Source organism: Acidovorax sp. SRI_002, from assembly GCF_057586455.1.
Map to the genome: position 1 here is coordinate 128,008 of NZ_JBYCZW010000006.1, position 24,387 is coordinate 152,394.

24 protein-coding genes and 1 pseudogene are annotated in these 24,387 nt (G+C 66.0%); 14 read left to right on the forward strand and 11 right to left on the reverse strand.

All coding sequences use genetic code 11. The features are described 5' to 3' along the window. The 10 genes and pseudogenes from AC2YJX_RS17485 to AC2YJX_RS17530 all read left to right on the forward strand — a co-directional run bounded on the left by AC2YJX_RS17485 (window position 1) and on the right by AC2YJX_RS17530 (window position 8,547). Window positions 1–1,104 (forward strand): carbon-phosphorus lyase complex subunit, encoded by a 1,104-nt coding sequence (locus AC2YJX_RS17485; protein WP_487256794.1) that lies wholly within the window; start codon window positions 1–3, stop codon window positions 1,102–1,104. Next, on the forward strand, window positions 1,101–2,021 hold the full coding sequence (locus AC2YJX_RS17490; RefSeq protein ID WP_487256795.1) for an alpha-D-ribose 1-methylphosphonate 5-phosphate C-P-lyase PhnJ: 921 nt from the start codon (window positions 1,101–1,103) through the stop codon (window positions 2,019–2,021). The genes AC2YJX_RS17485 and AC2YJX_RS17490 overlap by 4 nt, the downstream gene beginning before the upstream one ends. Next, window positions 2,018–2,479: an N-acetyltransferase family protein gene (locus AC2YJX_RS17495; protein ID WP_487256796.1), complete on the forward strand. Its 462-nt coding sequence runs from the start codon at window positions 2,018–2,020 to the stop codon at window positions 2,477–2,479. The genes AC2YJX_RS17490 and AC2YJX_RS17495 overlap by 4 nt, the downstream gene beginning before the upstream one ends. Then, entirely contained in the window at window positions 2,476–3,264 is a 789-nt protein-coding gene (gene phnK / locus AC2YJX_RS17500; protein ID WP_056059751.1) for a phosphonate C-P lyase system protein PhnK, read from the forward strand. Before AC2YJX_RS17495 ends, phnK begins: the two co-directional genes overlap by 4 nt. Then, window positions 3,261–3,992 (forward strand): phosphonate C-P lyase system protein PhnL, encoded by a 732-nt coding sequence (gene phnL / locus AC2YJX_RS17505; RefSeq protein ID WP_487256797.1) that lies wholly within the window; start codon window positions 3,261–3,263, stop codon window positions 3,990–3,992. The genes phnK and phnL overlap by 4 nt, the downstream gene beginning before the upstream one ends. Beyond that, entirely contained in the window at window positions 3,989–5,143 is a 1,155-nt protein-coding gene (locus AC2YJX_RS17510; protein WP_487256798.1) for an alpha-D-ribose 1-methylphosphonate 5-triphosphate diphosphatase, read from the forward strand. The genes phnL and AC2YJX_RS17510 overlap by 4 nt, the downstream gene beginning before the upstream one ends. Before the next feature lie 112 nt (window positions 5,144–5,255). Further along, window positions 5,256–6,116 (forward strand): phosphonate ABC transporter ATP-binding protein, encoded by an 861-nt coding sequence (gene phnC / locus AC2YJX_RS17515; RefSeq protein WP_487256799.1) that lies wholly within the window; start codon window positions 5,256–5,258, stop codon window positions 6,114–6,116. A gap of 45 nt (window positions 6,117–6,161) precedes the next feature. Further along, window positions 6,162–7,109: a phosphonate ABC transporter substrate-binding protein gene (phnD, locus tag AC2YJX_RS17520; protein WP_055399982.1), complete on the forward strand. Its 948-nt coding sequence runs from the start codon at window positions 6,162–6,164 to the stop codon at window positions 7,107–7,109. A 34-nt stretch (window positions 7,110–7,143) separates the two neighbouring features. Further along, window positions 7,144–7,949: pseudogene (gene phnE, locus AC2YJX_RS17525) on the forward strand (phosphonate ABC transporter, permease protein PhnE). A 13-nt stretch (window positions 7,950–7,962) separates the two neighbouring features. Then, entirely contained in the window at window positions 7,963–8,547 is a 585-nt protein-coding gene (locus tag AC2YJX_RS17530; RefSeq protein WP_487256800.1) for a phosphonate degradation HD-domain oxygenase, read from the forward strand. Between the two features lie 36 nt (window positions 8,548–8,583). On the opposite strand, the gene AC2YJX_RS17535 is transcribed toward AC2YJX_RS17530, so the two are convergent. Continuing rightward, window positions 8,584–9,045: an Lrp/AsnC family transcriptional regulator gene (locus AC2YJX_RS17535; RefSeq protein ID WP_056059735.1), complete on the reverse strand. Its 462-nt coding sequence runs from the start codon at window positions 9,043–9,045 to the stop codon at window positions 8,584–8,586. 97 nt (window positions 9,046–9,142) lie between these two features. Between AC2YJX_RS17535 and AC2YJX_RS17540 the strand changes: the two genes are divergently transcribed. Next, window positions 9,143–10,111 (forward strand): EamA family transporter, encoded by a 969-nt coding sequence (locus AC2YJX_RS17540; RefSeq protein WP_431151693.1) that lies wholly within the window; start codon window positions 9,143–9,145, stop codon window positions 10,109–10,111. On the opposite strand, the gene AC2YJX_RS17545 is transcribed toward AC2YJX_RS17540, so the two are convergent. From AC2YJX_RS17545 to AC2YJX_RS17570, 6 genes are read right to left on the reverse strand one after another with little or no spacing between them, the layout of a single operon-like run. After that, window positions 10,056–10,454 carry a RidA family protein gene (locus AC2YJX_RS17545; protein ID WP_055400021.1) on the reverse strand — a complete coding sequence of 133 codons (399 nt, stop codon included), beginning with the start codon at window positions 10,452–10,454 and terminating at the stop codon, window positions 10,056–10,058. The genes AC2YJX_RS17540 and AC2YJX_RS17545 overlap by 56 nt on opposite strands. Next, window positions 10,454–12,118 (reverse strand): AMP-binding protein, encoded by a 1,665-nt coding sequence (locus AC2YJX_RS17550; protein ID WP_487256801.1) that lies wholly within the window; start codon window positions 12,116–12,118, stop codon window positions 10,454–10,456. Before AC2YJX_RS17550 ends, AC2YJX_RS17545 begins: the two co-directional genes overlap by 1 nt. 4 nt (window positions 12,119–12,122) lie before the next feature. After that, window positions 12,123–13,331, reverse strand: a complete 1,209-nt coding sequence (locus AC2YJX_RS17555) for an acyl-CoA dehydrogenase family protein (protein ID WP_487256802.1) — start codon at window positions 13,329–13,331, stop codon at window positions 12,123–12,125. Between the two features lie 4 nt (window positions 13,332–13,335). Further along, entirely contained in the window at window positions 13,336–14,190 is an 855-nt protein-coding gene (locus AC2YJX_RS17560; RefSeq protein ID WP_487256803.1) for an enoyl-CoA hydratase family protein, read from the reverse strand. Then, entirely contained in the window at window positions 14,187–14,678 is a 492-nt protein-coding gene (locus AC2YJX_RS17565; protein WP_431151697.1) for a MarR family winged helix-turn-helix transcriptional regulator, read from the reverse strand. Before AC2YJX_RS17565 ends, AC2YJX_RS17560 begins: the two co-directional genes overlap by 4 nt. A 2-nt stretch (window positions 14,679–14,680) precedes the next feature. Continuing rightward, entirely contained in the window at window positions 14,681–17,041 is a 2,361-nt protein-coding gene (locus AC2YJX_RS17570) for a bifunctional salicylyl-CoA 5-hydroxylase/oxidoreductase (protein ID WP_487256804.1), read from the reverse strand. A 113-nt stretch (window positions 17,042–17,154) separates the two neighbouring features. Between AC2YJX_RS17570 and AC2YJX_RS17575 the strand changes: the two genes are divergently transcribed. The 3 genes from AC2YJX_RS17575 (at window position 17,155) to AC2YJX_RS17585 (ending at window position 19,265) form a co-directional block, all read left to right on the forward strand. Next, window positions 17,155–18,423 (forward strand): class I SAM-dependent methyltransferase, encoded by a 1,269-nt coding sequence (locus AC2YJX_RS17575; RefSeq protein ID WP_487256805.1) that lies wholly within the window; start codon window positions 17,155–17,157, stop codon window positions 18,421–18,423. A 29-nt stretch (window positions 18,424–18,452) separates the two neighbouring features. After that, window positions 18,453–18,776, forward strand: a complete 324-nt coding sequence (locus tag AC2YJX_RS17580; protein ID WP_487256806.1) for a DUF1840 domain-containing protein — start codon at window positions 18,453–18,455, stop codon at window positions 18,774–18,776. A 99-nt stretch (window positions 18,777–18,875) separates the two neighbouring features. Next, window positions 18,876–19,265 carry a nuclear transport factor 2 family protein gene (locus AC2YJX_RS17585; RefSeq protein ID WP_487256807.1) on the forward strand — a complete coding sequence of 130 codons (390 nt, stop codon included), beginning with the start codon at window positions 18,876–18,878 and terminating at the stop codon, window positions 19,263–19,265. Window positions 19,266–19,293: 28 nt separating this feature from the next. Here the strand turns inward: AC2YJX_RS17585 and AC2YJX_RS17590 are convergent, their stop codons facing one another. From AC2YJX_RS17590 to AC2YJX_RS17605, 4 genes are all read right to left on the reverse strand, one after another. Next, complete coding sequence (locus tag AC2YJX_RS17590; RefSeq protein WP_487256808.1) at window positions 19,294–20,322, reverse strand: Bug family tripartite tricarboxylate transporter substrate binding protein; 1,029 nt, start codon at window positions 20,320–20,322, stop codon at window positions 19,294–19,296. 181 nt (window positions 20,323–20,503) lie between these two features. Next, window positions 20,504–21,490, reverse strand: coding sequence for a tripartite tricarboxylate transporter substrate-binding protein (locus tag AC2YJX_RS17595; protein WP_055400007.1), 987 nt, complete (start codon window positions 21,488–21,490; stop codon window positions 20,504–20,506). A 412-nt stretch (window positions 21,491–21,902) separates the two neighbouring features. Next, window positions 21,903–23,150, reverse strand: a complete 1,248-nt coding sequence (locus AC2YJX_RS17600) for a phenylacetate--CoA ligase family protein (protein ID WP_436130381.1) — start codon at window positions 23,148–23,150, stop codon at window positions 21,903–21,905. A 225-nt stretch (window positions 23,151–23,375) separates the two neighbouring features. Continuing rightward, a complete protein-coding gene (locus AC2YJX_RS17605; RefSeq protein WP_055400025.1) occupies window positions 23,376–24,188 on the reverse strand; it encodes an ABC transporter ATP-binding protein in 813 nt (270 codons plus the stop codon). Between the last annotated feature and the right edge of the window lie 199 nt (window positions 24,189–24,387).

Genomic DNA, 24,387 nt, shown 5'->3' on the forward strand with positions numbered 1-24,387 from the left:
ATGTACGTAGCCGTCAAAGGCGGAGAAGCCGCCATTCTCAACAGCTACCAGTTGCTGGCCCGCCAGCGCAGGGGCGATGCCGCACAGCCTGAACTCTCGGTAGCGCAGATCCGCCAGCAGCTCAAGCTGGCGGTGGACCGCGTCATGACCGAGGGATCGGTGTACGACCCCGAGCTTGCGGCCCTTGCCATCAAGCAGGCAGCAGGCGACCTGGTGGAAGCTATCTTTTTGCTGCGCGCCTACCGCGCCACTCTGCCGCGCCTGGGCACCACCTGCGCGCTGGACACAAGCCGCATGGTGCTGGACCGGCGCATCTCCGCCACCTTCAAGGACCTGCCGGGCGGCCAGGTGTTGGGCCCCACCTACGACTACACGCAGCGCCTGCTCGACTTCAAGCTGCTGGCCGAAGGGCCGGTGGCGCCGCCTGCCGCTGCGGCAGCTGCGGTGCCACCCGGCCCCACGCCGCGCGTAGTGGACCTGCTCAACCAGGAAGGCCTGATCGAAACCCGCCCCGTGCCCCCGGGCGACCCGGCGCCTACAGACCTGACCCGCGAGCCACTGCGCTTCCCCGCCAACCGCGCCACACGCCTGCAAAACCTGGCGCGCGGCGATGAGGGCTTCCTGCTCGCCATGGCGTATTCCACGCAGCGCGGTTACTCGCACTCGCACCCGTTTGTGGGTGAGGTGCGCCTGGGCACGGTGGCGGTGGAGATCGAACCCGAAGAGCTGGGCTTTGCCATCGACATCGGTGACATCGAGATCACCGAGTGCGAGATGGTGAACCAGTTTGCAGGCAGCAAGAGCCAGCCCCCCCAGTTCACGCGCGGCTATGGCCTGGCGTTTGGCCACAGCGAGCGCAAGGCCTTGGCCATGAGCCTGGTGGACCGCGCCCTGCGCGCGGATGAGCTGGGCGAGCCGGTGGAGTCGCCCGCACAGATGCAGGAGTTCGTGCTGGGCCACAGCGACAGCCTCGAAGCCTCGGGCTTTGTGCAGCACCTGAAGCTGCCGCACTACGTGGACTTTCAGTCCGAGCTGGAGCTGGTGCGCAAGATGCGCGCCGCTGCCGCCCACCCCACCCCCCCCGCTGAGGAGGATGCCGCATGAACGCGCCCATGGAACCCGCCGTGATGGGCCTGCCCGCCGACGCCGCACCGGTGGACGGCCACTTCAACTTTGCCTACCTGGACGAGCGCACCAAGCGCATGATCCGCCGCGCCATCCTCAAGGCCGTGGCCATCCCCGGCTACCAGGTGCCGTTTGGCTCCCGCGAGATGCCGCTGCCCTATGGCTGGGGCACGGGCGGCATCCAGGTCACCGCGTCCATCATCGGCCCGCAGGACTGCCTCAAGGTCATCGACCAGGGCTCGGACGACACGGTCAACGCGGTCAACATCCGCCGCTTTTTTGAGCGCACCACGGCCGTGGCGACCACCACCCGCACGCGTGAGGCCACTCTGATCCAGACGCGCCACCGCATCCCCGAGACACCGCTGGCCGAAGGCCAGGTCATCGTCTACCAAGTGCCTGTGCCCGAACCCATGCAACGCCTGGAGCCGCGCGAGACGGAAACGCGCACCCTGCACGGCCTGGCCGAGTACGGGCTCATGCACGTCAAGCTCTACGAAGACATCGCACGCTACGGCCACATCGCCACCACGTACGACTACCCCGTGCTGGTCAATGGCCGGTACGTGATGGCGCCGTCGCCCATCCCCAAGTTCGACAACCCCAAGATGCACATGAACCCCGCGCTGCAGCTGTTTGGCGCGGGCCGCGAAAAGCGCATCTACGCCGTGCCGCCCTATACGCCGGTGGAGAGCCTGGGTTTTGAGGACCACCTGTTCGAGGTGCAGCGCTGGGATGCTGCTTGCGCGCTGTGTGGCGCCACCGACAGCTTTCTGGACGAGGTCATCACCGACGACCAGGGCGGGCGCATGCATGTCTGTTCTGACTCGGACTACTGCCAGGAGCGCCAGGCGCAGCAGGCCGAAACGGCGCAGGTGGAAGGCGGCGCGGCATGAGCGCCGTGCACATTCGCGAAGCCCGGCAGGCCGACCTGGAGAGCGTGCTGGTGCTGTATGCCGCCATTGAAGACAGCCCGGCCGACGTGCTGACCCTGGAAGAAGCCCAGGCCGTATGGTCCCAGTTCGCCCGCTACCCCAGCTACCGCCTGTGGGTGGCCTGCGACCCCGCGCAGCACGGCGCCGTGGTGGGCACCTATGCGCTGCTCGTCATGCACAACCTGGCGCATCGGGGCACGCCCTCGGCCATCGTGGAAGACGTGGTGGTGGCACAGGACCAGCAGGGCCGAGGCATTGGCCGCCAGATGATGGCCCACGCCATGCAGCAGGCGCGCGACGCGGGCTGCTACAAGCTCGCGCTCTCGTCCAACGCCCGCCGCAAGGGCGCGCATGCCTTCTATGAATCCCTGGGCTTTGCGCAGCATGGCCTGAGCTTTGTTGTCGAGACCCTCACATGAATCACCCCGAACCTTCTGCGCCGCTGCTGAGCGTGCGCAATGTCAGCAAGCGCTATGGCGACCGCGTGGCGCTGCAAGGCGCGTCCTTTGACCTGTGGCCCGGCGAGGTGCTGGCCGTGGTGGGCGAGTCGGGCTCCGGCAAGTCCACGCTGCTCAACGCCATTGCAGCACGCAGCGCCCCGGACGAAGGCACGGTGCAGTTCCGCCAGCGCAGCGGCGAGCTGCAGGACATCTACGCCATGACCGAAGCCCAGCAGCGCCTGCTGGCCCGCACCGACTGGGGCTTTGTGCACCAGAACGCGGCGGATGGCTTGCGCATGGATGTATCCGCCGGTGCCAACGTGGGCGAGCGCCTGATGGGCCTGGGCGAGCGCCACTACGGAAAGCTGCGCGCCACGGCCACGGAATGGCTGCAGCGTGTGGAGATCGACGCGGCGCGCATCGACGATGCACCGCGCACGTTTTCGGGCGGCATGCGCCAGCGCCTGCAGATTGCCCGCAACTTGGTCACGCAGCCCCGCCTGGTGTTCATGGACGAACCCACCTCGGGCCTCGATGTATCGGTGCAGGCGCGCCTGCTGGACCTGCTGCGCCAGCTCACGCGGCAGATGCAGTTGGCGGCCATTGTCGTCACGCACGACCTGGCCGTGGCGCGCCTGCTGGCGCACCGCATGGTGGTCATGCAACGCGGCCGCGTGGTCGAAGCGGGCCTGACCGACCAGGTGCTCGACGACCCGCAACACCCTTATACCCAGCTCCTCGTTTCTTCGGTACTGCAGCCATGAACCAGTCTTCCATTGCGCCCATTCTCCAGATGCAAGGGGTGGCCAAGCGCTTCACCCTGCACCACCAGAACGGCATCGAACTGCCTGTGCTTGCCCAGGTGGACCTGGCCGTGCAGCCCGGTGAATGTGTGGTGCTGGACGGCCCCTCGGGCATGGGAAAGAGCACGCTGCTCAAGATGATCTACGCCAACTACCGGGTCAATGCGGGGCGCATCACGGTGCGCTCGGCCGATGGCGCCGTGGTGGATGTGACACAGGCCACGCCGCGTGCTCTGGTGCAGCTGCGGCGCGACACCGTGGGCTATGTGAGCCAGTTCCTGCGGGTCATTCCGCGCGTGTCGGCGCTGGACGTGGTGGCCGAACCACTGGCGGAAGACGCCGGAGACGACCCTGCGGGCATCGAGGTCGCGCGCGAGGCCGCCCGCCAGTGGCTGACCCGCCTGCGCATTCCCGAGCGGCTGTGGCACCTGCCGCCCGCCACCTTCTCGGGCGGGGAGCAGCAGCGCATCAACATTGCCCGCAACATGATCAAGCCCAAGCCGTTGCTGTTGCTGGACGAGCCCACCGCATCGCTCGATGCAGCCAACACCGAGACCGTGATCGCCATGATCCACGAGGCGGTGGCGCGCGGGTCGGCCCTGGTGGGCATTTTTCACGACGCGCAGGTGGGCGCCGCCGTGGCCACGCGCCGCGTGAATGTGGGCGACTTTCGGGGAGCATCGGCATGACCGCGACCGTGTTCAAGAACGCCCGCATGGTGCTGCCGGGCGAAGTGGTGTTGGGCAGCCTGCAGGTGGATGGCGGGCGCATTGCGTCGCTAGATAGTGGGGGCACTGCGGCCCTGCAAGGCATCGACCTGGGGGGCGACTACCTGCTGCCGGGCTTGGTCGAAATCCACACCGACAACTTCGAGCGCCACCTGATGCCGCGACCCAAGGTGCAATGGGCCGAGATGCCCGCACTGCTGGCGCACGACGCCGAGATTGCGGCCGCAGGCATCACCACGGTGCTGGATGCGCTGGGCGTGGGCGAGGCCGATGTGGACAGCCTGCGCGGCAGCGCCTGGAACCGTGTGCTCGACACCATCGACACCTGCACCGAGCGCAACCTGCTGCGGGCCGACCACCACCTGCATGTGCGCTGCGAGCTGCCTGCGCCCAACACCATCGACCTGTTCGAGCCGTTCCACGGGCACCCGCGCCTGTCGTTGATCTCACTGATGGACCACACTCCAGGTCAGCGCCAGTGGGAGAACATCGAGCAGGCGCGCACCTACTACACCGGCAAGAAGGGCTGGAGCGCCGAGAAATTCGAGCGCCAGGTGGCGCACGCTGCCACGCTGCAGGCGCAGTACGCCGAGCCACACCGTGCGTACTTTGTGGATTACTGCCGCACGCACGGCATCTCGCTGGCCAGCCACGACGACACCACGGTGGCCCATGTGGAGCAGGCCCATGCCGAAGGGGCCGCGATGTCGGAGTTCCCGACCACACTGGCTGCAGCCCAGGCCGCGCACGAACGTGGCTTGCTCACCGTGATGGGCGGGCCCAACGTGGTGCGCGGTGGTTCGCACTCGGGCAATGTGGCGGCGGCCGATCTGGCACGCCGGGGGCTCTTGGACATCCTCTCGTCCGACTACGTGCCCGGCAGCCTGCTGAGCGCGGTGATGCGGCTGGTGCAGGACGACATCCTGCCCCTGCCACAGGCCGTGGCCACCGTCACCTGCAACCCCGCCAAGGCCGCGGGCATGGCCGACCGGGGCGCGCTGGCGCCCGGCCTGCGCGCCGACCTGGTGCAGGTGCACATGGCCGAGCTGCCCGATGGCGGTCGCCAGGCCGTGGTGCGTGGGGTGTGGCGTGAAGGGCAGCGGGTGCTGTAGAGCGCGTGCAAGTCTTTCCTGACATCCAAACTTCTCCCAACTGTCAAAGCACTGTCACGCCCCACAACCAAACTCCGGTTGTCTAGACGACTTAACTCATCAGGAGGCTGCCATGACTGCCGCACTGCACATTCACCAACTGAACAAGCATTTCGCCAACGGCAAACACGCCCTGCGCGACATCAACCTCACCGTGCAGCGCGGCGAGATGGTGGCGCTGATTGGTGCCTCGGGCTCGGGCAAGTCCACACTGCTGCGTCATGTGGCGGGCCTAGTGGTGGCCGATGCGGCCAGCGATTCGCTGATCGAGGTGGACGGCCGCTGCGTGCAGCAGGGCGGGCGCATCCACAGCGACATCCGCAAGGTGCGTTCGCAGGTGGGTTTTGTATTCCAACAGTTCAACCTGGTGGACCGCTTGCCCGTGTTGATGAACGTGCTGGTGGGCCTGCTGCACCGCACGCCCTGGTGGCGCGGCTGGCTGCGCATGTTCAAGCCGCAGGAGCGCGCACTGGCGCTGGAAGCGCTCCACCGCGTGGGCATTGCCGAATGCCATGCACAACGTGCTTCCACCCTGTCCGGCGGGCAGCAGCAGCGCGCGGCCATTGCCCGCACGCTGGTGCAGGGCGCCAAGGTGGTGCTGGCCGACGAACCCATCGCGTCGCTCGACCCGGAGTCCTCGCGCAAGGTCATGGACATCCTGGCGCGCATCAACCGCGAGGACCGCTGCACTGTCATCGTGTCGCTGCACCAGGTGGATGTGGCCATCAAATACTGCCCCCGCGTGGTGGCCTTGCACCACGGCCAGGTGGTGTACGACGGCCCTTCGGCGGCCCTCACGCCCGCACTGCTGCGCAGCCTGTATGGCGTGCACGCCGACGAAATTCTGTCGGATGCAGCGGGTGCCCCCACAGCACCCGTGCATGCCCCAACACCCGTCCCGCAGTGGGCGCCCGCCATGGTCCAGGCCGCCTGAACTGCCTTTTGTTTCTTTTCAATTCCTTTCTCTGGAGTTTTCAACATGTTCAAGAAACTGTGTGCCGCCCTGACGATCGGGCTGGGTTTGACCACGGGCGCGTTGGCCCAGGACATCAACTTCGGCATGATCTCGACCGAGGCCTCGCAAAACCTCAAGGCCGACTGGCAGCCGCTGCTGGACGACATGGCCAAGCAGACCGGTCTGAAGATCAATGCCTTCTTTGCATCCGACTACGCGGGCCTCATCGAAGCCATGCGCTTCAACAAGATGCAGGTGGCCTGGCTGGGCAACAAGTCGGCCATGGAAGCCGTGGACCGCGCCAACGGCGAGGTGTTTGCGCAGATGGTCAATGCCGACGGCACCCAGGGTTATTACTCGCACCTCATCGTGCACAAAGACAGCCCCCTGGCCACGCTGGATGACGTGCTCAAGAACGGCAAGTCGCTGAGCTTTGGCAACGGCGATCCCAACTCCACCTCGGGCTTCCTGGTGCCCGGCTACTACGCCTTTGCACAGAACAAGATCGACGCGAAGACGCACTTCAAGATCACGCGCAGTGCCAACCACGAGACCAACGCGCTGGCCGTGGCCAACAAGCAGGTCGATGTGGCCACCAACAACAGCGAGAACCTGGAGAAGATCAAGGAGCGCCAGCCCGAGAAGTTCAAGGACATCAAGATCGTCTGGACCTCGCCCCTGATTCCGCTGGACCCTCTGGTGATGCGCAAGGACTTGCCCGAGGCCACCAAGACCAAGATCCGCGACTTCTTCTACAACTACGCCAAGACCGATGCGCGCGAGAAGGAGATCGTGATGAAGATCTCCAAGCTCTCGGGCTTCAAGCCATCAACGAACGCACAGCTCACCCCCATCCGTCAGCTGGACCTCTTCGGCAAGCGCAACAAGATCGAGGCCGACGCGACGCTGGCCGATGCCGATAAGAAGACCCGCCTGGCCGAGATCGACCAGCAGCTGGCGTCGTTGAAGTAATTCGTAGGTTTCTTGTTGCGGCCCGGGTGTCTCCATGTCCTCTGCTTTGAATCCATCGCTGGCCACACTGGCCAGCACTACGTCGCCCAAGCGCAGCCTGGCCTGGTACCTGTCGTGGGGCATCCTGCTGGTGTTGCTGGCGGCGTCCTGGAAGGGCGCCGACATGCGCCCGCTCGATCTGTGGAACGACTCGGGCAACATGGTCAGCTATGCGGCGGAGTTCTTTCCGCCCAATTTTGCGCAGTGGCAGATCTATGTGCAGGAGATGCTGGTCACGCTGCAGATCGCGCTGTGGGGCACGGCGCTGGCGGTGGTCACCGCCGTGCCGCTGGCACTTCTGCCTCGTCCAACATCGTGCCCTGGTGGGTGTACCAACCAGTGCGCCGCGTGCTGGACGCCTGCCGCGCCATCAACGAAATGGTGTTTGCCATGCTGTTCGTGGTGGCCGTGGGCCTGGGGCCTTTTGCGGGCGTGCTGGCGCTGTGGATTCACACCTCGGGCACCCTGGCCAAGCTGTTCTCCGAAGCCGTGGAGGCGATTGACCCGCAGCCCGTGGAAGGCATCCGCTCCACCGGTGCGAGCGCACTGCACGAAATCATCTATGGCGTGATCCCGCAGGTCATGCCGCTGTGGATCTCGTACACGCTGTACCGCTTCGAGGCCAACGTGCGTTCGGCTTCGGTGGTGGGCATGGTGGGCGCTGGAGGCATTGGGGTGGTGCTGTGGGAAATCATCCGGGGCTTCCAGTACGCCGAGACCTGCGCGGTCATGCTCATCATCGTGGTCACGGTGAGTGTGATCGACCTGGTGTCGGCCCGCATCCGCAAGGCACTGGTCTGACAAGGAGCACACCATGGCATTGAGCCTTGAAGACATTGCCCACCTGCTCGCTACCCGGGGCGTGAACCAGTACGGCCGCGAGGCGGTCAGCCAGCTGAAGCACGCACTGCAGTGCGCGCAGTGGGCCGAAAAATCGGGTGAAACCCCGGCCACTGTCGTCGCGGCCCTGCTGCACGACTTGGGCCACCTGCTGGCGCCCGGGGGCGACTCGGCCGAGCAGGACGACCTGCACCAGTACATGGCCATCCCGTTCTTGCGGGGCCTGCTGCCCGACGCAGTGCTGGAGCCCATACGCCTGCATGTGGATGCCAAGCGCTACCTGTGCACCATGGAGCCGGGGTACTGGGAGACACTGTCGCCCGCATCGCAACACAGCCTGGTGCTGCAAGGCGGGCCCTTCACGCCGAAAGAGGCGATGCAGTTTGCGGCCCAGCCCTTTGCGCAGGAGGCCATCCGTCTGCGCCGCTATGACGACCACGCCAAGGTGCCGGGGTTGGTCACGCCCCCGCTGGGCTATTACATGGCGCTGGTGCAGCGGCTGGCACCAGCTCCAGCGGCTATTGCCGCTGCGGCTGAACTTGCCCCGGTGGCTGCGTAAAAAGCCGCGCGACCAAGCCGAGGCAGCCCCCGCGCGTCAACCTCCCTTGTCGCCATTCACCCAGCCCAGGTCCAGCGGCCGGTCCTCGAATTCGGTATTCAGGACCACGGTGCTCGTGGTGCGCGCCACGCCGGGAATCGCCTTGATCTGGTAGAGCACGTCCTCCAGCCCGCGCGCGTGCGTGGTGCGGATCTTGGCCAGGAAGTCGTGCTCGCCAGCCACGCTGTGCAACTCCTCCACCTGGGGGATACCGCGCAGGCGCGGCGCAATGTCGCGGCAGTGCGCGCCGCCATCGTTGCGGATCGCCACAAACGCGGTGAAGTTCAGCCCCACGCGCTCCGGGTCCACGCTGATCGAAAACCGGCGAATCACGCCCTTGTCCAGCAGCTTCTTCACGCGCTCGTGTACGGCGGCGGTGGACAGTCCCACTTCGGCCCCCACATCGGCATAGGAACGTCGCCCATCGGCGCCTAGCGCCGAAATAATTCTGGCGTCCATGTCATCTGTCTGAATATTTGCTTGCATAGCCGCTCGATTTTGGTAAAAATTCCGAAAACCTTGCGGTTTCCATAAATTATTCGGTCAGGTGAAGAATATGCCGGCAATTTTCAATGCGCAAGCCCGCGCACAGCGCAAAGGGGCGGTGGCCATGGCACTGCTGTTGGTCTACGTCGTCTGGGGCACTACCTATTTCGCCATTGGTATTGCGCTGCAGAGCATGCCGCCACTGCTGATGAATGCGATCCGCTTTCTGTGTGCAGGGGGGGTGATGCTGCTGATTGCGCTGTGGCAAGGCCATGCATTGCCCACGTGGGTGCAATGGCGCAACTCGACGGTGGTGGGCGGCTGCATGGTGTTTCTGGCCATGAACCTGATGGGTTTTGCGCAGAAGCTGGGCATTGGCTCGGGCCTGATGGCCACGGTGGTCACCACCATGCCGATGTGGTTGGCGCTGTGGTCGCGCTGGGGCGGCGAGCGGGTGCCCTTCACCAGCTGGATCGGTCTGGCGCTGGGCGTGGTGGGCGCACTGCTGCTAGCGCTGGAGGGCGACTTTTCAGCCACTTGGCTCGGTGCGCTGCTGGCCTTTGGTGCACCTCTGTGCTGGAGTGTGGGCTCGTATGCATCGCGCAAGCTGTCGCTACCCGCGCCCGCCATGGCATCGGCCGCGCAGTGGTTTGCGGGGGGCGCCATGGGGCTGGTGGTGGCGTTGTGGTTTGAGCCGTTGAGCGCCCTGGGCCAAGTCACTGCCAAGTCGTGGGCGGCGTGGGTCTATCTGCTGGTGTTTGGCACGCTGGTGGCGCTCAATGCGTATCTGTGGCTGCTGCAGAACACGTCGGCGGCGCTGGCGGGCAGCTATTCGTTTGTGAACCCTGCGGTGGCGCTGCTGGTGGGCGTGGCGCTGGGCGGCGAGCTGCTCACGGGCTGGGTGTTTGCCGCGCTGCCGTTGATTGGGGCGGCGCTGGCGTTCATTCTGTACGGGCAAGCGCTGCAGCGGTGGCTGGAAAAGCTCAGTCCGGGATTACAGCGGTTGCTTCAATCTCGATCTTCGCGCGCTCTTCCATGAGCCCCGCCACCTGCACGCAGGCCATCGCCGGGAAGTTCTTGCCCAGCACCTCACGGTAGACCGCCCCCAGCTCCTTCAAGCGGCTGTTGTATTCGTTGCGGTCGGTCACGTACCAGGTCAGGCGCACCAGGTGCTCGGGGCCCGCGCCGCCAGCCTCCAGCACCGCCCGCACGTTCAGCAGCGTCTGCCTCGTCTGGTCGATGAAGTCATCGCTCTCAAACTGCTGCTGCGCATTCCAGCCGATCTGGCCGCCGGTAAAGACCATGGTGCCGCGCGCGGCCACGCCGTTGGCGTAGCCCTTGGGGGTGACCCAGCCTTCGGGCTGCAAAAGGGTGTTTTTCATCATGTTGTTTTTGTTGAAGAAGAAGGTGCCGGCACCGCGCCCTGGCGCAGCTTGAAACGCTGCAGCTTGCCGGTTTCGGTGCGCGGCAGGGCCGTGACGAACTCCACCACGCGCGGGTATTTGAATGGAGCGATGGTGGCTTTCACATGGTCCTGCAAGGTCTTGACCATGGCCGCATCGCCCGTGTGGCCGGGCTTCAAGACGCAGATGGCCTTGACCACCATGCCGCGTTCTTCGTCGGGCACGCCGATCACGCCGCACTCGGCCACGGCCGGGTGGCGCAGCAGGGCGTCTTCCACCTCGGGGCCGCCCACGTTGTAGCCGGCGGTGATGATCATGTCGTCGTCGCGCGCCTGGTAGAAAAAATAACCGTCAGCGTCTTGCGTGAACGCGTCGCCCGGGTAGTTCCAGCCGTCCTTCACGTACTTGGCCTGGCGCGGGTCGTCGAGGTACTTGCAGCCCGTGGGGCCGATCACCGCGAGCTTGCCCACGGTGCCGCGCGGTACCTCATTGCCATCGTCGTCCACCACCTTGGCGGTATAGCCGGGCACCACCTTGCCGATGGCGCCTCGCCGGCTCTCACCGCCGGGCGAAGAGATGAAGATGTGGAACATCTCGGTGGCGCCAATGCCGTCCGTCATGTCGAGGCCGGTCGCCTCCTTCCACAGCTGGCGCGTGGCGTCGGGCAGGCCTTCGCCCGCGCTCACGCTGGTGCGCAGCTGGGGCAGGCCGATCTGCTTGGCGAACGGTGCCATCTGCCGGTAGAAGGTGGGGGCGGTGTAGCAGATGGTCACGCCCGCGTCGCGCATCAGGCGCACCATGGTTTCGGGCGTGTAGGGTTGGTCGGGGAAGTACACGCTGGCCCCCGCCCACATCGGGAACACCAGCAGTCCGCCCAGCCCGAACGTGAAGGCCAGCGGCGGCGAGCCCGCCACGATGTCATCGGGCGTGGCCTTGAGTACATGGCGCGGCCAGGCCTCGCAGCCTGCCAGCACATCGCGGTGCGTGTGCACGGCCGCCTTGGGGGAGCCTGTGGTGCCCGAGGTGAACGCCATCAGCGCGATGTCGTCCGCCGACGTGGGGCAGGGCGGCGTGGTGCCGGGCTTGCCCTGCGCGCGCTGCAGCAGGTCGGCCGCATCCGGCGCTGTGTGGAAGGGCACGATGGTGGCGAGCACGGGGTGCTGCGTCTGCGCCGCCTGCAGCTCGGCCAGCAGGCGGCCGTCGCACAGTGCCAGCGTGGGCTGGGCGCGGTCGATGATGCTGCCCAGCTCCACCGCGCGCAGCAGCGGCATGGTCGCCACCGCCACCAGCCCCGCGTAGACGGTACCCAGCCAGGCCAGCGCCATCTCCACCGTGTTGCCGCCGCGCAGCAGTACGCGGTTGCCGGGCACGAGGCCGTGGTCCTGTGTCAGTACCTCGGCAATGCGCGCGGCCTCGGTGCGGGTGTCGCGGTAGGTATATGTTCGGTGCGGGCCGCGCAACAGAGGGCGGTCGATGTGGCCCGCACGTTCGGCCTGGTCGAACAGCGCCTGCACCAGGTTGGCTTGGTTGGCGATCTGCAGTTCGGGCAGGTCGTAGCGCAGTGTGGGCCAGGCCTCGGGTGCAGGCAGGCGGTCGTGCACAAAGTGGTCGGGCTGGGCGGAGGGTTTGGAAGAGGCTTTCATGCGATCACTCCTGCAGAACGGCCTTGCCGATGATGAGCTGCTGCACTTCGGTGGCACCTTCGTAGATGCGCAGCGAGCGGATGTCGCGGTACAGCGATTCGACCTTGCTGCCCACTTCCACGCCGCGCCCGCCGTGCAGCTGCAGCGCCATGTCGATCACCCGCTGGGCGTTTTCGGTGGCGGTCATCTTGGCCATCGCCGCTTCAGCCGTGACGCGCGTGCCGCCGCGCTTCTCGCCTTCATCGCGCAGCCAGGCCGCACGGTAGGTGAGCAGCGCGGCGCTGTCCACCAGCGCGGCCATCTCGCCGATCTTGGCCTGCGTGAGCTGAAAGTCCGCCAGCGTCTGGCCGAACATGCGGCGCTGGCGGGCGTGGTGCACGGCCTCGGCCAGTGCGCGGCGCGCCATGCCCAGGGCCGCGGCGGCCACCGATGCGCGGAAGATGTCGAGCGTGCGCATGGCCAGCTTGAAGCCGCCGTTCTCGTCGCCCAGCAGCGCGGTGGCGGGCACGTTGCAGTTGGTGAACTGCAGCGTGGCCAGCGGGTGGGGCGCCATCACATGGATATGGCGCGAGGCGTCCAGGCCCGGCGTGTTCGCATCGACGATGAAGGCGCTGATGCCGCGCGTGCCGCCGCTCGGGTTGGTCTTGGCGAACACGCAGTAGAAGTCGGCGATGCCGCCGTTGCTGATCCAGGTCTTGGTGCCGTTCAAGCAAAAAGTGCCTGTAGCGCTAGTCGAATCTGTGCTGGCAGCTATGGTTTGCATAGCGCCCACATCCGACCCCGCCTCGGGCTCGCTCAGCGCGAACGCAGCAATCAGTTCGCCACGCGCCACGCCTTGCAGGTAGTGCGCCTGCTGCGCGGGGCTGCCCGCCAGCGTGATCGCACCGCTGCCCAGTCCTTGCATCGCAAACGCAAAGTCCGCCAGCGGCGAGTGGTAGGCCAGCGTCTCGCGCAGCAGCACCAGCGCGCGCGAGTCGAGCGCCGGCAGCGCGCCGCCGTGCGCGGCGGGCACGCAGTAGCGCAGCCAGCCGCCCGCGCCCAGGCGCTGCACCCAGTCGCGGCAGGCGGCGCGGTCGTCGGTTTCATCGACCTGCTGTGCGGCAGCCCAGGGCACCAGGCCCTCGGCCAGCGCGCGGTGGGCGTCGTCGAAGAAGGGCAGGGCCAGGTGCGCCGTCGAGGGCGGGTGGGGGGCCGGGGGCGTTGCAACGTGCATGGGTTCAATCTCCCTGGAACACGGGCTTTTGCTTGGCGGCGAACGCTTCGTAGGCGCGGCGGAAGTCTTCGGTCTGCATGCAGATGGCCTGGGCCTGCGCTTCGGCTTCGATGGCCTGCTCGATGGTCATGCTCCACTCCTGGCTCAGCATGGTCTTGGTCATGCCGTGGGCGAAGGTGGGACCATCGGCCAGCGCGCGCGCGGTGGCCTGCACGTTGGCCAGCAGGTCAGCGCTTTCATACAAATCGTTGAAGAAGCCCCAGGCCAAGCCTTCGTGCGCTGTCATCGCGCGGCCGGTGAACAGCAGTTCGCTGGCGCGGCCCTGGCCGATCATGCGCGGCAGCAGTGCGCAGGCGCCCATGTCGGCGCCGGCCAGGCCCACGCGGGTGAACAAGAACGCGGTCTTGGTGGCCTCGGTGCCGTAGCGCATGTCGCAGGCCAGCGCCATCATCGCGCCCGCACCGGCACAGATGCCGTCGATGGCGCCCAGCACGGGCTGCGGGCAGGCGCGCATGGCTTTCACCAGGTCACCCGTCATGCGCGTGAACTCGAGCAGCTCGGGCATGGTCATGGTGGTCAGCGGGCCGATGATCTCGTGCACGTCGCCGCCCGAGCAGAAGTTGCCGCCCGCACCCGTGACGACGATGGCCTTCACGTCGGTGGCAAAGCGCAGCGCGTAGAAGAAGTCGCGCAGCTCGGCATAGCTCTGGAAGGTGAGCGGGTTCTTGCGGTCGGGCCGGTTGAGCGTGACGGTGCCCACGCCAGCATCGAAGCTCCACGCGAAATGCTCGGCCACGTAGCGGGCCTCTGGGTTGAACTGCTCGCGCATTGGGTTGCTCGTCCCGATGTAGTGCTTCATTCGGCTGTCTCCAAAGAGTTGTTTTGTGTGTGTTCCTTGACCTTGCCCAGCAGGCGGTACAAGGTGGCGATGTCGCGCTCGCCCAGCGCGGCGAAGGCCTCGACGATCCATTGCTCGTGCTGGCGCGCCATGGTGTTGAACTGCTCGCGGCCCTGCGGCGTGAGGCGCACCAGGTACGCGCGGCGGTCGCCCTCCACGTCCATGCGCTCCACCAGCCCTTCGGCCACGAGCTGGTCGGTGATGCCGGTGATGTTGCCGCTGGTCACCATCATGCGGCGCGAGAGCTCCTTCATCTTCATGCCGTCCGGTGCGCGTTCGAGCTGCGCCATCAGGTCGAAGCGCGGTAACGTGGTGTCGAACTGCGCGCGCAGGTGGCTGCGCACCTGCTTTTCGATGAGCTGGGTGCAGGTGAGCAGGCGCAGCCACAGGCGCAAGGCCTCGGGGTGTTCACTGGGGGCAGCGCCGTGCAGGCGGGCTTCGAGGTCCATGGCTAGCCTTCTTCCTCGGATGCTCTGTTCTTGGTAGCTGCTTGCGCTTGATTGGCAAGCGCTGCGAGCTGTTTTTGCTTGGATATCTCGCGCAGCATCTGGTCGCGGCCGCTGGTGTACTGCACCGGCCAGTCGGTGTGCGCTGCGGCCACGGGGCTCAGCTGCGCGGCGGCGTGAAGCGTCCACGCCGGGTCGGCCAGGTGGGGGCGGGCGATGGCGCACAGGTCAGCACGGCCGGCGGCGATGATGCTGTTGGCGTGGTCGGCCTCGGTGATCGCGCCCACGGCCATGGTGGCAATGCCCACCTCGTTGCGGATGCGGTCGGCGAACGGGGTCTGGTACATGCGGCCGTACACCGGGCGTGAGTTGCGCGTGGTCTGGCCTGAGGACACGTCGATCAGGTCCGCGCCAGCGGACTTGAAGAGGCGCGCGATGGCAATGGCGTCGTCGGCGGTGTTGCCATCGGGGAGCCAGTCGTGCGCCGAGATGCGCACGGAGAGCGGCTTGTTAGCGGGCCACACGGCGCGCAGCGCCGTCAACACCTCCAGCGGGTAGCGGCAGCGCTTGTCCAGGCTGCCACCGTATTCGTCCGTGCGCTGGTTGGTGGCGGGGCTCAGGAAGCTGGCGAGCAGGTAGCCGTGTGCGCAGTGCAGCTCCAGCCAGTCAAAGCCGCAGGCCACGGCGCGGCGGGCGCTGTCCACGAAGGCGGCGGTCACGCGGTCCATGTCGGCGCGGGTCATGGCGGCAGGCGTCTGGTTCTGTGCGCCGTAGGCGAGGGGGCTCGCGGCCAGCAGGGGCCAGTTGCCCGAGTCCAGCGGCTCATCCGTGCCTTCCCAGCCGACGCGGGTCGAGCCCTTGGGGCCGCTGTGGCCCAGCTGCAGGCCGATCTTGGCCGTGCTGCTGCCGTGCACAAAGTTCACGATGCGCGCAAAGGCGGCTTGCTGTGCGTCGTTCCACAGGCCGGGGCAGGCGGGGGTGATGCGGCCCTCGGGCGTGGGGCTGGTCATCTCCACCATCACCAGCGCGGCGCCGCCCAGGGCCCTAGCGCCCAGGTGCACCAGGTGGAAGTCCTGCGGCACGCCCTCGACCGCGCTGTAGGTGGCCATGGGCGAGACGACGATGCGGTTCTTGAGCGTGAGGCCTTTGAGCGTGAAGGGCGTGAGCATGGGCGGAATCGCGGCCTTGCCACCCGCGAGCCAGGCCTCATAGCCCTCCAGCCACGCGGCATCGCGCAGCCGCAGGTTCTCGTGACTGATGCGCTGGCTGCGAGTGAGCAGCGAGTACGTGAACTGCTCCACGGGCATGCCGGCGTAGCGCGCCACGTTCTCAAACCACTCGGTGCTGTTGCGCGCGGCGTTCTGGATCTTCAGCACCTCCACGCTGCGGCGCGCTTCATAGTGCTGCAGCACCTCGTCAATCGGCAAACCCGTGGCGAATTCGTTGGCCAGGTCAATGGCGTCTTCGAGCGCGAGCTTGGTGCCGCTGCCAATCGAGAAATGTGCGGTGTGCGCCGCGTCACCCATCAGCACGATGGGCACCTGCTTCCCGCCGATGGTCTCGCGGTGCACCCAGGTGTTGCAGATCACGCGCGGGAAGCGGATCCAGTTGGCCGAGCCGCGCAGGTGCGTGGCGTTGCTGATGAGCGCGTTGCCGTCCAGGTATTTGGCAAACAGCTTTTCGCAGAATGCAATGGCCTCGGGCTGCTCCATTTGGTCGAGGCCGTGCGCCTTCCAAACCGCTTCGGGTGTTTCGATGATGAAGGTGGAGGTATCGGCATCGAACTGGTAGGCATGCGCCTGGAACCAGCCATGCTCAGTCTGCTCGAAAGCAAACGTAAAAGCATCAAGCTTTTTGTGTGTACCCAGCCAGACAAAACGGCACTCGCGCAGGTCGATATCGGGTTGGTAGGTGGTGGCGTAGCGGGTGCGGATGCGGCTGTTGAGGCCGTCGCTGGCGATCACCAGGTCGGCGTTGTACTGCGCAGCCAGCGCCTGGTCGTCGGCCACGTCGGTCTCGAACACCAGCTCCACGCCCACCGCCAGGCACCGGTCCTGCAGGATGTTGAGCAGCCGCTTGCGGCCAATGCCGCAGAAGCCGTGGCCTGTGGAGCGCACGCTGCGCCCCTTGAAGAACACCTCGATATCGTCCCAGTGGTTGAACGCGTCGCCGATCAGGGCTGCCGTGGGCGCGTCGGCCGCCTGCAGGTTGGCCAGCGTCTGGTCCGACAGCACCACCCCCCATCCGAAGGTGTCGAACGGCCGGTTGCGTTCAACCACCGTGACGCGGTGCGCGGGGTTTTGCTGCTTCATGAGCAGGGCGAAGTAGAGACCGGCGGGCCCACCGCCAATGCAGAGGATGTTCATGCCAAAATAGTTTAGGCTTAAACAAAATGCTGTCAATGGGGCCTTCCCGGCGAAACCCCTGATGCCATCGCGGGGTGTTGACGCAGTGCAGCAAATTTCTCAAGATGCGCCGCATGAAGCACTTGCTGCACACCTTGGAGGGGCGGCTCGCGGCCCTGCCGGTGCCGATGGCCGTCCAGTTGCCTGCGGGCCAGCAACTGGGCGCGCCCGAGCCTGCTGTAACGCTGCGCTTTCGTGACCGCATGGCACTGGTGGCGCTGGCCACGGGCGAGATCGGCAATGTGGGGGCTGCCATCGTCGAGGGACGCGTGGCGCTGGAAGGGGGCATGCGCGACCTGATGGCCGCCGCTGCGGGCCTGTTGACCCGCGACCCGGCCCGCGACCAGCACCACGGCTGGTGGCAGCGGGTGCTGGCACGCGCGCGGTCGATGGCGGTGCACACGCTGGCGCATGACGCGCGCCATGTGCAGTTCCATTACGACCTGTCGGACGACTTCTACGCGCTGTGGCTGGACCCGCGCCGCGTGTATTCGTGTGCGTACTACCGGTCCCCAGACCTGACGCTGGCCCAGGCGCAGGAGGCCAAGCTCGACCACATTTGCCGCAAGCTGCAGCTGCAACCGGGGGACCGGTTTCTGGACATTGGCGCGGGCTGGGGTGGCCTGCTGCTGTGGGCGGCCGAGCACTACGGTGTGGATGCCACAGGCATCACGCTGTCGCGCAACCAGCACGCCCATGTGCAGCGGCGCATTGAAGAGCGTGGGCTGCAGGGGCGCGTGCGCATGCAACTGGTGGATTACCGCGAGCTGCAGGTGGAGCAGCCCTTCGACAAGATCGCCTCGGTGGGCATGTTCGAGCATGTAGGCCGCGCGCAGATGCAGCGCTACTTTGAGACGGTGGCGGGCCTGCTGCGGCCCGGAGGGCTGGTGCTGAACCACGGCATCACAACGGGGGGCGCAGACAACGCGCAACTGGGCGCGGGCATGGGCGACTTTATCGAGCAGTACATCTTCCCGGGCGGCGAGCTGTTGCATGTGAGCACGGTGCTGCACGACATGGCCCGCGCAGGCCTGGAGATGGTGGACACCGAGAACCTGCGCCCACACTACGCGCGTACGCTGTGGGCGTGGTCCGACGGGCTCGAAGCCCAATTGCCTGCGGCCCGTGAGGTGCTGGCCGCACAGGGTGGGGCGCAGCAGGGTGATAAGGTCTTGCGTGCATACCGCCTGTATCTTGCGGGCAGTGCCCTGGGGTTTGAGCGCGGCTGGATGGCACTGCACCAGATGCTGGCCATCAAGCCTGACGGAGATGTGGCCACCGGGGCCATGCCCGGCGCACAATCAGGCTATCCGTTCATTCGCGATTACATCTACCGCAGCTGAGTCTGCTTCTTCCACGAAAACGCTTCTCCATGCTCTACAAATTCAAATCCCGCGCCGCAGCCGATCTGATCATGCTGGAGCCGCAGGGCCGCCAGGTGGTGACCATCATGGGCAAGACACCCGGTGCCAGCGGTATCGTGACGGCCGCCCAGATCCCTGCCGCCATCGCTGCGCTGGAGTCCGCCGTGGCGTCCGAAGAGGCTCAGCAGGCGTCCGCAGACGCGGGTGGAGAGGACGAGGCCAGTGCGGAAGACCGCGCTGAGGCCGTGCGCCTGCGGCAGCGGGTGGCACCGCTGATCGACATGCTCAAGCGCAGTGCGGCGGCGGATTTGGACGTGGTCTGGGGGGTATAGCGCCTCGTCTTTTGAGCCAGTGGGCTGCGGGCAGCTTTGTTCGCGGCGCATCTTCACTACAGCCCCCCACTGGTTTCTTCTTTCTCGTGCAACCCTCCAATGACCCGCGACCTTTCTCCGCTGGCCGTCGTCCAGGCTCAACTGGACGCCTACAACGCCAAGAACATCGACGCCCTGTTGGCGACCTACGCCGAAGACGCGCAGCAGTTTGTCCTCCACGGAGAACGGCTTGCGCAAGGGCATGCCGAAATGCGTCCACGCTTTCTGGCGCGCTTTGCCGAGCACGACCTGCATGCACGGCTGCTGTCGCGCACGGTGGTGGCGAATGTGGTGGTGGACTGCGAATTGATCACGCGCAATTTCCCAGAGGGTCTGGGGACGCTGGAGATGCTGTGCGTGTATGAAGTCTCGAACGGGCGCATCCAGCGCGCCTCGGTTGCCACGGGTGAAAAGCGCCTGCAGCCCGCGCAGGCAGCCATCACGGGCTGACCCGCAGGCCCGCCACCACGGCAAGAGGTCAGTCCACCTTCGCCCCCGACGCCTTCACCACCTGCGCCCACTTCTTGTGTTCGTTGTCGATGTGCTTGGCAAACTCGGCGGGTGTGTTGCCACCCGGAATAGCGCCTTGCGCCACCAGCCGTTCTTTCATCGCCGGGGTGGCCAGTGACTTGGCCACTTCCTGCTGGATGCGGTTCACGACCTCGGTCGGTGTACCGGCTGGTGCCAGCAGGCCGAACCAGGAGCTGGCCTCGTAGCCCTTGAGGGCCGGGCCTCCGGCCTGCTCCACTGTGGGAACGTCGGGCAGGGCGCTGGAGCGTTCTGAACTGGTCACGGCCAGGGCCGTGAGCTTGCCCGCTTTGATCTGCGCCATCGACGAAGGCAGGTTGTCAAACATCACGTCGGCGTTGCCCGCCACCATGTCCATGAGCGCGGGGCCGGAACCCCGATAAGGCAAGTGCAGCATGAAGGTGCCCGTCATGCTCTTGAACAGCTCGCCTGCCAGATGGATCGATGTGCCGTTGCCGCTGGAGGCCATGTTCATCTTGCCGGGGCTGGCCTTGGCGACGCGGATGAAATCCTGCACGTTGGCGATGCCCTGGGCCTTGGCCTTGTCGGCATTCATCACCATCACATTGGGCACCGCAGCCACCAGCGTGACGGGGACAAAGTCCTTGATGGGGTCGTAGGGCAGCTTGGCGTATAGCGCGCGGTTGATGCCGTGCGTGCCCACGGTGCCCATCAGCAGCGTGTAGCCGTCCCCCGGTGACTTAGCCACGATGTCGGCGCCCACATTCCCGCCAGCACCGGCGCGGTTGTCCACAATGAACTGCTGGCCAAACGCGCGCGAGAGTTCGGGTGCCATGGCGCGCGCCAGGATGTCGGTGGTGCCACCGGGGGCAAAGGGCACCACGATGCGCACGGGCTTGGTGGGCCAGGTGCTGGCTTGTTGTTGGCCGCGCGCAAGGGGCAGCAGGGCAGCGCAACCCAGGGCGGCGCAGGCCAGTGCCGCAACGGTGCGGCGGCGTGTATGGGGGCGTGTTGTCATGGCGGGGGCGTCCTTTCGCAGGTGTTTCGTATGCATGCAAAGCTTTTTACGCGGCGCGGCGCGATCCGTGCAGATGGATTACCCCAAGGTGGTGGCGCCGAGCTCGATGGCAGGCACAAAAAAGCCGCCTCGGCCAAGGCCGAGGCGGCTATTCCATCAATGACCGGAAGGGAAAAACTGATCAGTCTGCGTAGGTGCCTGCAGCCTTGATCACAGCGCCCCACTTGTCGATTTCGGCCTGTACAAACTTCTTGTGCTCGGCGGGCTCCATGCGCTTGTCGGTGACGACCACCGCGCCCAGGCCTTCTTGCTTCTTAATGAACTCGGGGTCCTTCAGTGCAAGCTTGAGGGCTTCGTTGATCTTGGTCACGACGGGAGCTGGCGTGCCCTTGGGCGCGTACAGGCCGTGCCAGATGCTGACGTTGAAGTCCTTCAGGCCCGACTCCGCCAGGGTGGGCAGGTCCTTCAGAGCCGGGGTGGTCAGGCGCTTGGGCGTGGTCACGGCGTAGGCCTTGACCTTCTTGCCTTCGATCTGTGGCGTGGTGTTCGTGGTCTGGTCGCACAGCAGGTCGATCTGGCCGCCAATCAGGTCGGTGATGGCGGGGGCCGTGCCCTTGTACGGCACGGGGGTCATGTCCACCTGCATGGCGCTCTGGAACATCAGGCCACACAGGTGCGACGCTGCGCCCAGGCCGGCATTGCCCAGGTTGATCTTGCCCTTGTTCTGCTGGATCCAGGCGGTGAGTTCCTTGAAGTTGTTCGCAGGCATGGTGGGCCGAGCGATCAGCGTCATAGGCACATCGTTGACCATGCCCAGGTATTCAAAGTCGTTGGGCACGCTGAACGACAGCTTGCGGTACAGCGCGGGCATGGTGGACATGCCAATGTGGTTGAGCAGCAGCGTGTAGCCGTCCGGCGCGGCGCGGGCTACGCGGGCTGCACCGATGGAGCTGCCGGCGCCGGCCGTGTTGTCCACCACCACAGTAGCACCCAGGGGCTTGCGCAGTGCTTCGGCCAGGTCGCGCGCCACGCGGTCGGTAGGGCCGCCCGCAGCAAAGGGAACCACGATGGTGACGGTCTTGTCCTTGGCGGGATAGTCTTGGGCGCTGGCGCCAAAAGCGGTGGCTGCGGCCGCAGCGATCAATGCAAGTTTCAGCGTTGTTTTCATGGGTCTCTCCTGTGAATGACGGGCCATGATAGCGAGGGGGGTTTGCGGGAACATTGCGGATATTACGTAGCACACAGGGGGCATGGTCTTTAACAAAAAGACGTCTGTAGCGCTTGTCTATAAAGCGCTGAATGCTACTGAATTGTGAGCAATGCTAGGGTAAACACTGCGCTATGACACCGCGCAAAGCGGGCACTTTTTGCGCTGACGCAAACCTTTGGGCGGAGCGGGAAGGGCCCACGTTTGTGCATTGACAGCACGCCCATGCCGCTCATCACCGAGACAGGCACGACCCGATGCCAGCGCCACCGTGGAACGCTTTGCCAAGCCACGGGCGGCGTTTCCGTTGGGGATAGAGGAGCTGCAGCCCCTGGCAGCTGCGGCTAGGCGCCGCAGGGCGCCATGGCGGAGGCTACTTATAGCTCCGCGCGTCCTCGATCACCTTGCCATCGTTGGGCAGCGTGCCAGGGGCCACCATCTGCACGTCGCCCCGCAGCTTGGTCACCTCGCGGATCGCGTCCGAGAGCTGGTGTGCCAGGCCCTCGGCGGTCTCCACGGTTTCCACCTGCAGCACCATCTGGTCGTTGGCCATCTCGCCGCTGACCACCAGGCGTGCGCGCAGCACCTGCGGAAAACGCTGTGCAATCGTGGCCACCTGGCCGGGGTGCACGAACATGCCGCGGACCTTGGTGGTCTGGTCGGCCCGGCCCATCCAGCCCTTGATGCGGGTGTTGGTGCGGCCCGTGGGGCACTGCCCTGGCAGCACGGCCGACAGATCACCCGTGCCAAAGCGGATCAGCGGGTAGTCGGGGTTGAGCGTGGTCACCACCAGCTCGCCCACCTCGCCCTCGGGCACCGGGTCGCCGGTGCCGGGGCGCACGATCTCGACGATCACACCTTCATCGAGCACCAGGCCTTCGCGGGCCGAGGTCTCGTAGGCAATCAGCCCCAGGTCGGCCGTGGCGTAGCACTGGTAGCCCGCGATGCCGCGCTCGGCAAACCACTCGCGCAGTGAGGGCGGAAAGGCCTCGCCCGACACCAGCGCCTTGGTCACCGTGGGCAGCGTTACACCCATCTCGGCGGCTTTTTCGACAATGATCTTGAGAAAGCTGGGCGTGCCGATGTAGCCCGCAGGTTGCAGTTCGGCCATGGCCTGCACCTGCTGCTCGGTCTGCCCCGTGCCGCCTGCAAACACCGTGCAGCCCAGAGCGTGTGCGCCGGTTTCCATCATCGAGCCCGCGGGCACGAAGTGGTAGCTGAAGCTGTTGTGGATCAGCTCACCGGGCCGAAAGCCTGCGGAATGGATGGCGCGCGCCATGCGCCAGTAGTCGCGCCGCGTGCCTTCGGGTTCGTAGATGGTGCCGGGGCTGGCAAACACACGCGGCATGGCCGCGCCAAAACCCAGCGCGCTGAAGCCACCAAACACGTTGGTGGCGCGGCCTGCCTGCTGGCGCTCCAGCAACTCGTACTTGCGCGTGACGGGCAGCGTTGCCAGGGCCGCGCGGCCGGTGATGGTGGTTGCATCCACGCCAGCCAGGATGCCGGCAAATGCGGGCGATGCCTTCTGGGCATGGGCGATCTGCTGCGGCAGCGCAGCCATCAGCGCCGCTTCGCGCTCTGCGGGGCTGCGCGTTTCCAGGGCGTCATAAAACGTGCTCATGCCTGGGGTTCCTTGTGAGGTGGTTTGAAGTGAAATTGGCCTCTGGCGCTCATCCATAAAGCGCAAGCAGCTATGAAATTGAGAGTGAATTTGTCCGAGGTCCGAAAATGAGCACTGCGCTGGCCGCCCGCGATGCCCCACCAGCGCACCCGTGGAACTGGCTTTGCCAGGCCACCGGGTGCGTCCCCCTGAGGGGGATGGCGCGTCAGCGCCTCAGGGGGCTCCCTAAGCAAGCCAGCGCTTGCGCCGCTTGTAGCTTTTGACATCCTTGAAACTCTTGCGCTCGCCGCCGCCCACGCCCAGGTAGAACTCCTTGACGTCCTCGTTGTTGGCCAGGTCGCTCGCTGCGCCGTCCATCACCACGCGGCCGCTTTCCATGATGTAGCCGTAGTCGGAATACTTGAGCGCCATGTTGGTGTTCTGCTCGGCCAGCAGGAAGGTGACCTTTTCTTTGGTGTTCAGGTCCTTCACGATGTTGAACACCTCCTCCACGATCTGCGGCGCCAGGCCCATCGAGGGCTCGTCCAGCAGCACCATGCTGGGGTTGGCCATGAGCGCGCGGCCGATGGCGCACATCTGCTGCTCGCCACCCGAGGTGTAGGCGGCCTGCGAGGTGCGGCGCGTCTTGAGGCGCGGAAAGTAGTTGTAGACCTTCTCCAGGTTGGCTGCGATCTCGGCCTTGCTGGTACGGGTGTAGCTGCCCGTCATCAGGTTCTCTTCAATCGTCAGGTGGGCAAAACAGTGGCGCCCCTCCATCACCTGCACCACGCCACGCTGCACCAGGTCCGCGGGCGAGAGGTTTTCGATGCGCTCGCCGCGCAGCTCGATGGAACCCTTGGTGACCTCGCCCCGCTCGCCCTGCAGCAGGTTGGAGATGGCGCGCAGCGTGGTCGTCTTGCCCGCCCCGTTCCCCCCCAGAATGGCCACGATGGAGCCCTGCGGCACCTGCAGTGACACGCCCTTGAGCACCAGGATCACGTGGTTGTAGATGACCTCGATGCCGTTGACGTTGAGAACGATATTGCTGTTGGAGTCCATGGTGTTGCCTTCCTGTACCAATCCAAAGAGCTGTTGCACAACCCTTTGGATTGGCGGCTGCCAGAAAGCAGCCGTTACGTCACTGGCCCTTGAAACGGTCGCAGCCTGAAATACCAGTGCCACCGCGCAAGGGCCGCCCCGCCGCGCTGGTGGCGTCCCCCTTCCCGCAGCGCGAAGCGCTAAGAGAGAAGGGGGAAGC

Excerpts from the sequence above, each read along its gene's own strand:
- AC2YJX_RS17595 (WP_055400007.1), bottom strand. The coding sequence starts at position 21,490 with ATGAAAACAACGCTGAAACTTGCATTGATCGCTGCGGCCGCAGCCACC.
- phnC (WP_487256799.1), top strand. The coding sequence starts at position 5,256 with ATGACTGCCGCACTGCACATTCACCAACTGAACAAGCATTTCGCCAAC.
- AC2YJX_RS17570 (WP_487256804.1), bottom strand. The coding sequence starts at position 17,041 with ATGAACATCCTCTGCATTGGCGGTGGGCCCGCCGGTCTCTACTTCGCC.
- AC2YJX_RS17510 (WP_487256798.1), top strand. The coding sequence starts at position 3,989 with ATGACCGCGACCGTGTTCAAGAACGCCCGCATGGTGCTGCCGGGCGAA.
- AC2YJX_RS17535 (WP_056059735.1), bottom strand. The coding sequence starts at position 9,045 with ATGGACGCCAGAATTATTTCGGCGCTAGGCGCCGATGGGCGACGTTCC.
- phnD (WP_055399982.1), top strand. The coding sequence starts at position 6,162 with ATGTTCAAGAAACTGTGTGCCGCCCTGACGATCGGGCTGGGTTTGACC.
- AC2YJX_RS17495 (WP_487256796.1), top strand. The coding sequence starts at position 2,018 with ATGAGCGCCGTGCACATTCGCGAAGCCCGGCAGGCCGACCTGGAGAGC.
- AC2YJX_RS17530 (WP_487256800.1), top strand. The coding sequence starts at position 7,963 with ATGGCATTGAGCCTTGAAGACATTGCCCACCTGCTCGCTACCCGGGGC.
- phnK (WP_056059751.1), top strand. The coding sequence starts at position 2,476 with ATGAATCACCCCGAACCTTCTGCGCCGCTGCTGAGCGTGCGCAATGTC.
- AC2YJX_RS17580 (WP_487256806.1), top strand. The coding sequence starts at position 18,453 with ATGCTCTACAAATTCAAATCCCGCGCCGCAGCCGATCTGATCATGCTG.
- AC2YJX_RS17540 (WP_431151693.1), top strand. The coding sequence starts at position 9,143 with ATGCCGGCAATTTTCAATGCGCAAGCCCGCGCACAGCGCAAAGGGGCG.
- phnL (WP_487256797.1), top strand. The coding sequence starts at position 3,261 with ATGAACCAGTCTTCCATTGCGCCCATTCTCCAGATGCAAGGGGTGGCC.
- AC2YJX_RS17550 (WP_487256801.1), bottom strand. The coding sequence starts at position 12,118 with ATGAAAGCCTCTTCCAAACCCTCCGCCCAGCCCGACCACTTTGTGCAC.
- AC2YJX_RS17565 (WP_431151697.1), bottom strand. The coding sequence starts at position 14,678 with ATGGACCTCGAAGCCCGCCTGCACGGCGCTGCCCCCAGTGAACACCCC.
- AC2YJX_RS17600 (WP_436130381.1), bottom strand. The coding sequence starts at position 23,150 with ATGAGCACGTTTTATGACGCCCTGGAAACGCGCAGCCCCGCAGAGCGC.
- AC2YJX_RS17605 (WP_055400025.1), bottom strand. The coding sequence starts at position 24,188 with ATGGACTCCAACAGCAATATCGTTCTCAACGTCAACGGCATCGAGGTC.
- AC2YJX_RS17590 (WP_487256808.1), bottom strand. The coding sequence starts at position 20,322 with ATGACAACACGCCCCCATACACGCCGCCGCACCGTTGCGGCACTGGCC.
- AC2YJX_RS17485 (WP_487256794.1), top strand. The coding sequence starts at position 1 with ATGTACGTAGCCGTCAAAGGCGGAGAAGCCGCCATTCTCAACAGCTAC.
- AC2YJX_RS17560 (WP_487256803.1), bottom strand. The coding sequence starts at position 14,190 with ATGAAGCACTACATCGGGACGAGCAACCCAATGCGCGAGCAGTTCAAC.
- AC2YJX_RS17585 (WP_487256807.1), top strand. The coding sequence starts at position 18,876 with ATGACCCGCGACCTTTCTCCGCTGGCCGTCGTCCAGGCTCAACTGGAC.
- AC2YJX_RS17555 (WP_487256802.1), bottom strand. The coding sequence starts at position 13,331 with ATGCACGTTGCAACGCCCCCGGCCCCCCACCCGCCCTCGACGGCGCAC.
- AC2YJX_RS17545 (WP_055400021.1), bottom strand. The coding sequence starts at position 10,454 with ATGAAAAACACCCTTTTGCAGCCCGAAGGCTGGGTCACCCCCAAGGGC.
- AC2YJX_RS17575 (WP_487256805.1), top strand. The coding sequence starts at position 17,155 with ATGAAGCACTTGCTGCACACCTTGGAGGGGCGGCTCGCGGCCCTGCCG.
- AC2YJX_RS17490 (WP_487256795.1), top strand. The coding sequence starts at position 1,101 with ATGAACGCGCCCATGGAACCCGCCGTGATGGGCCTGCCCGCCGACGCC.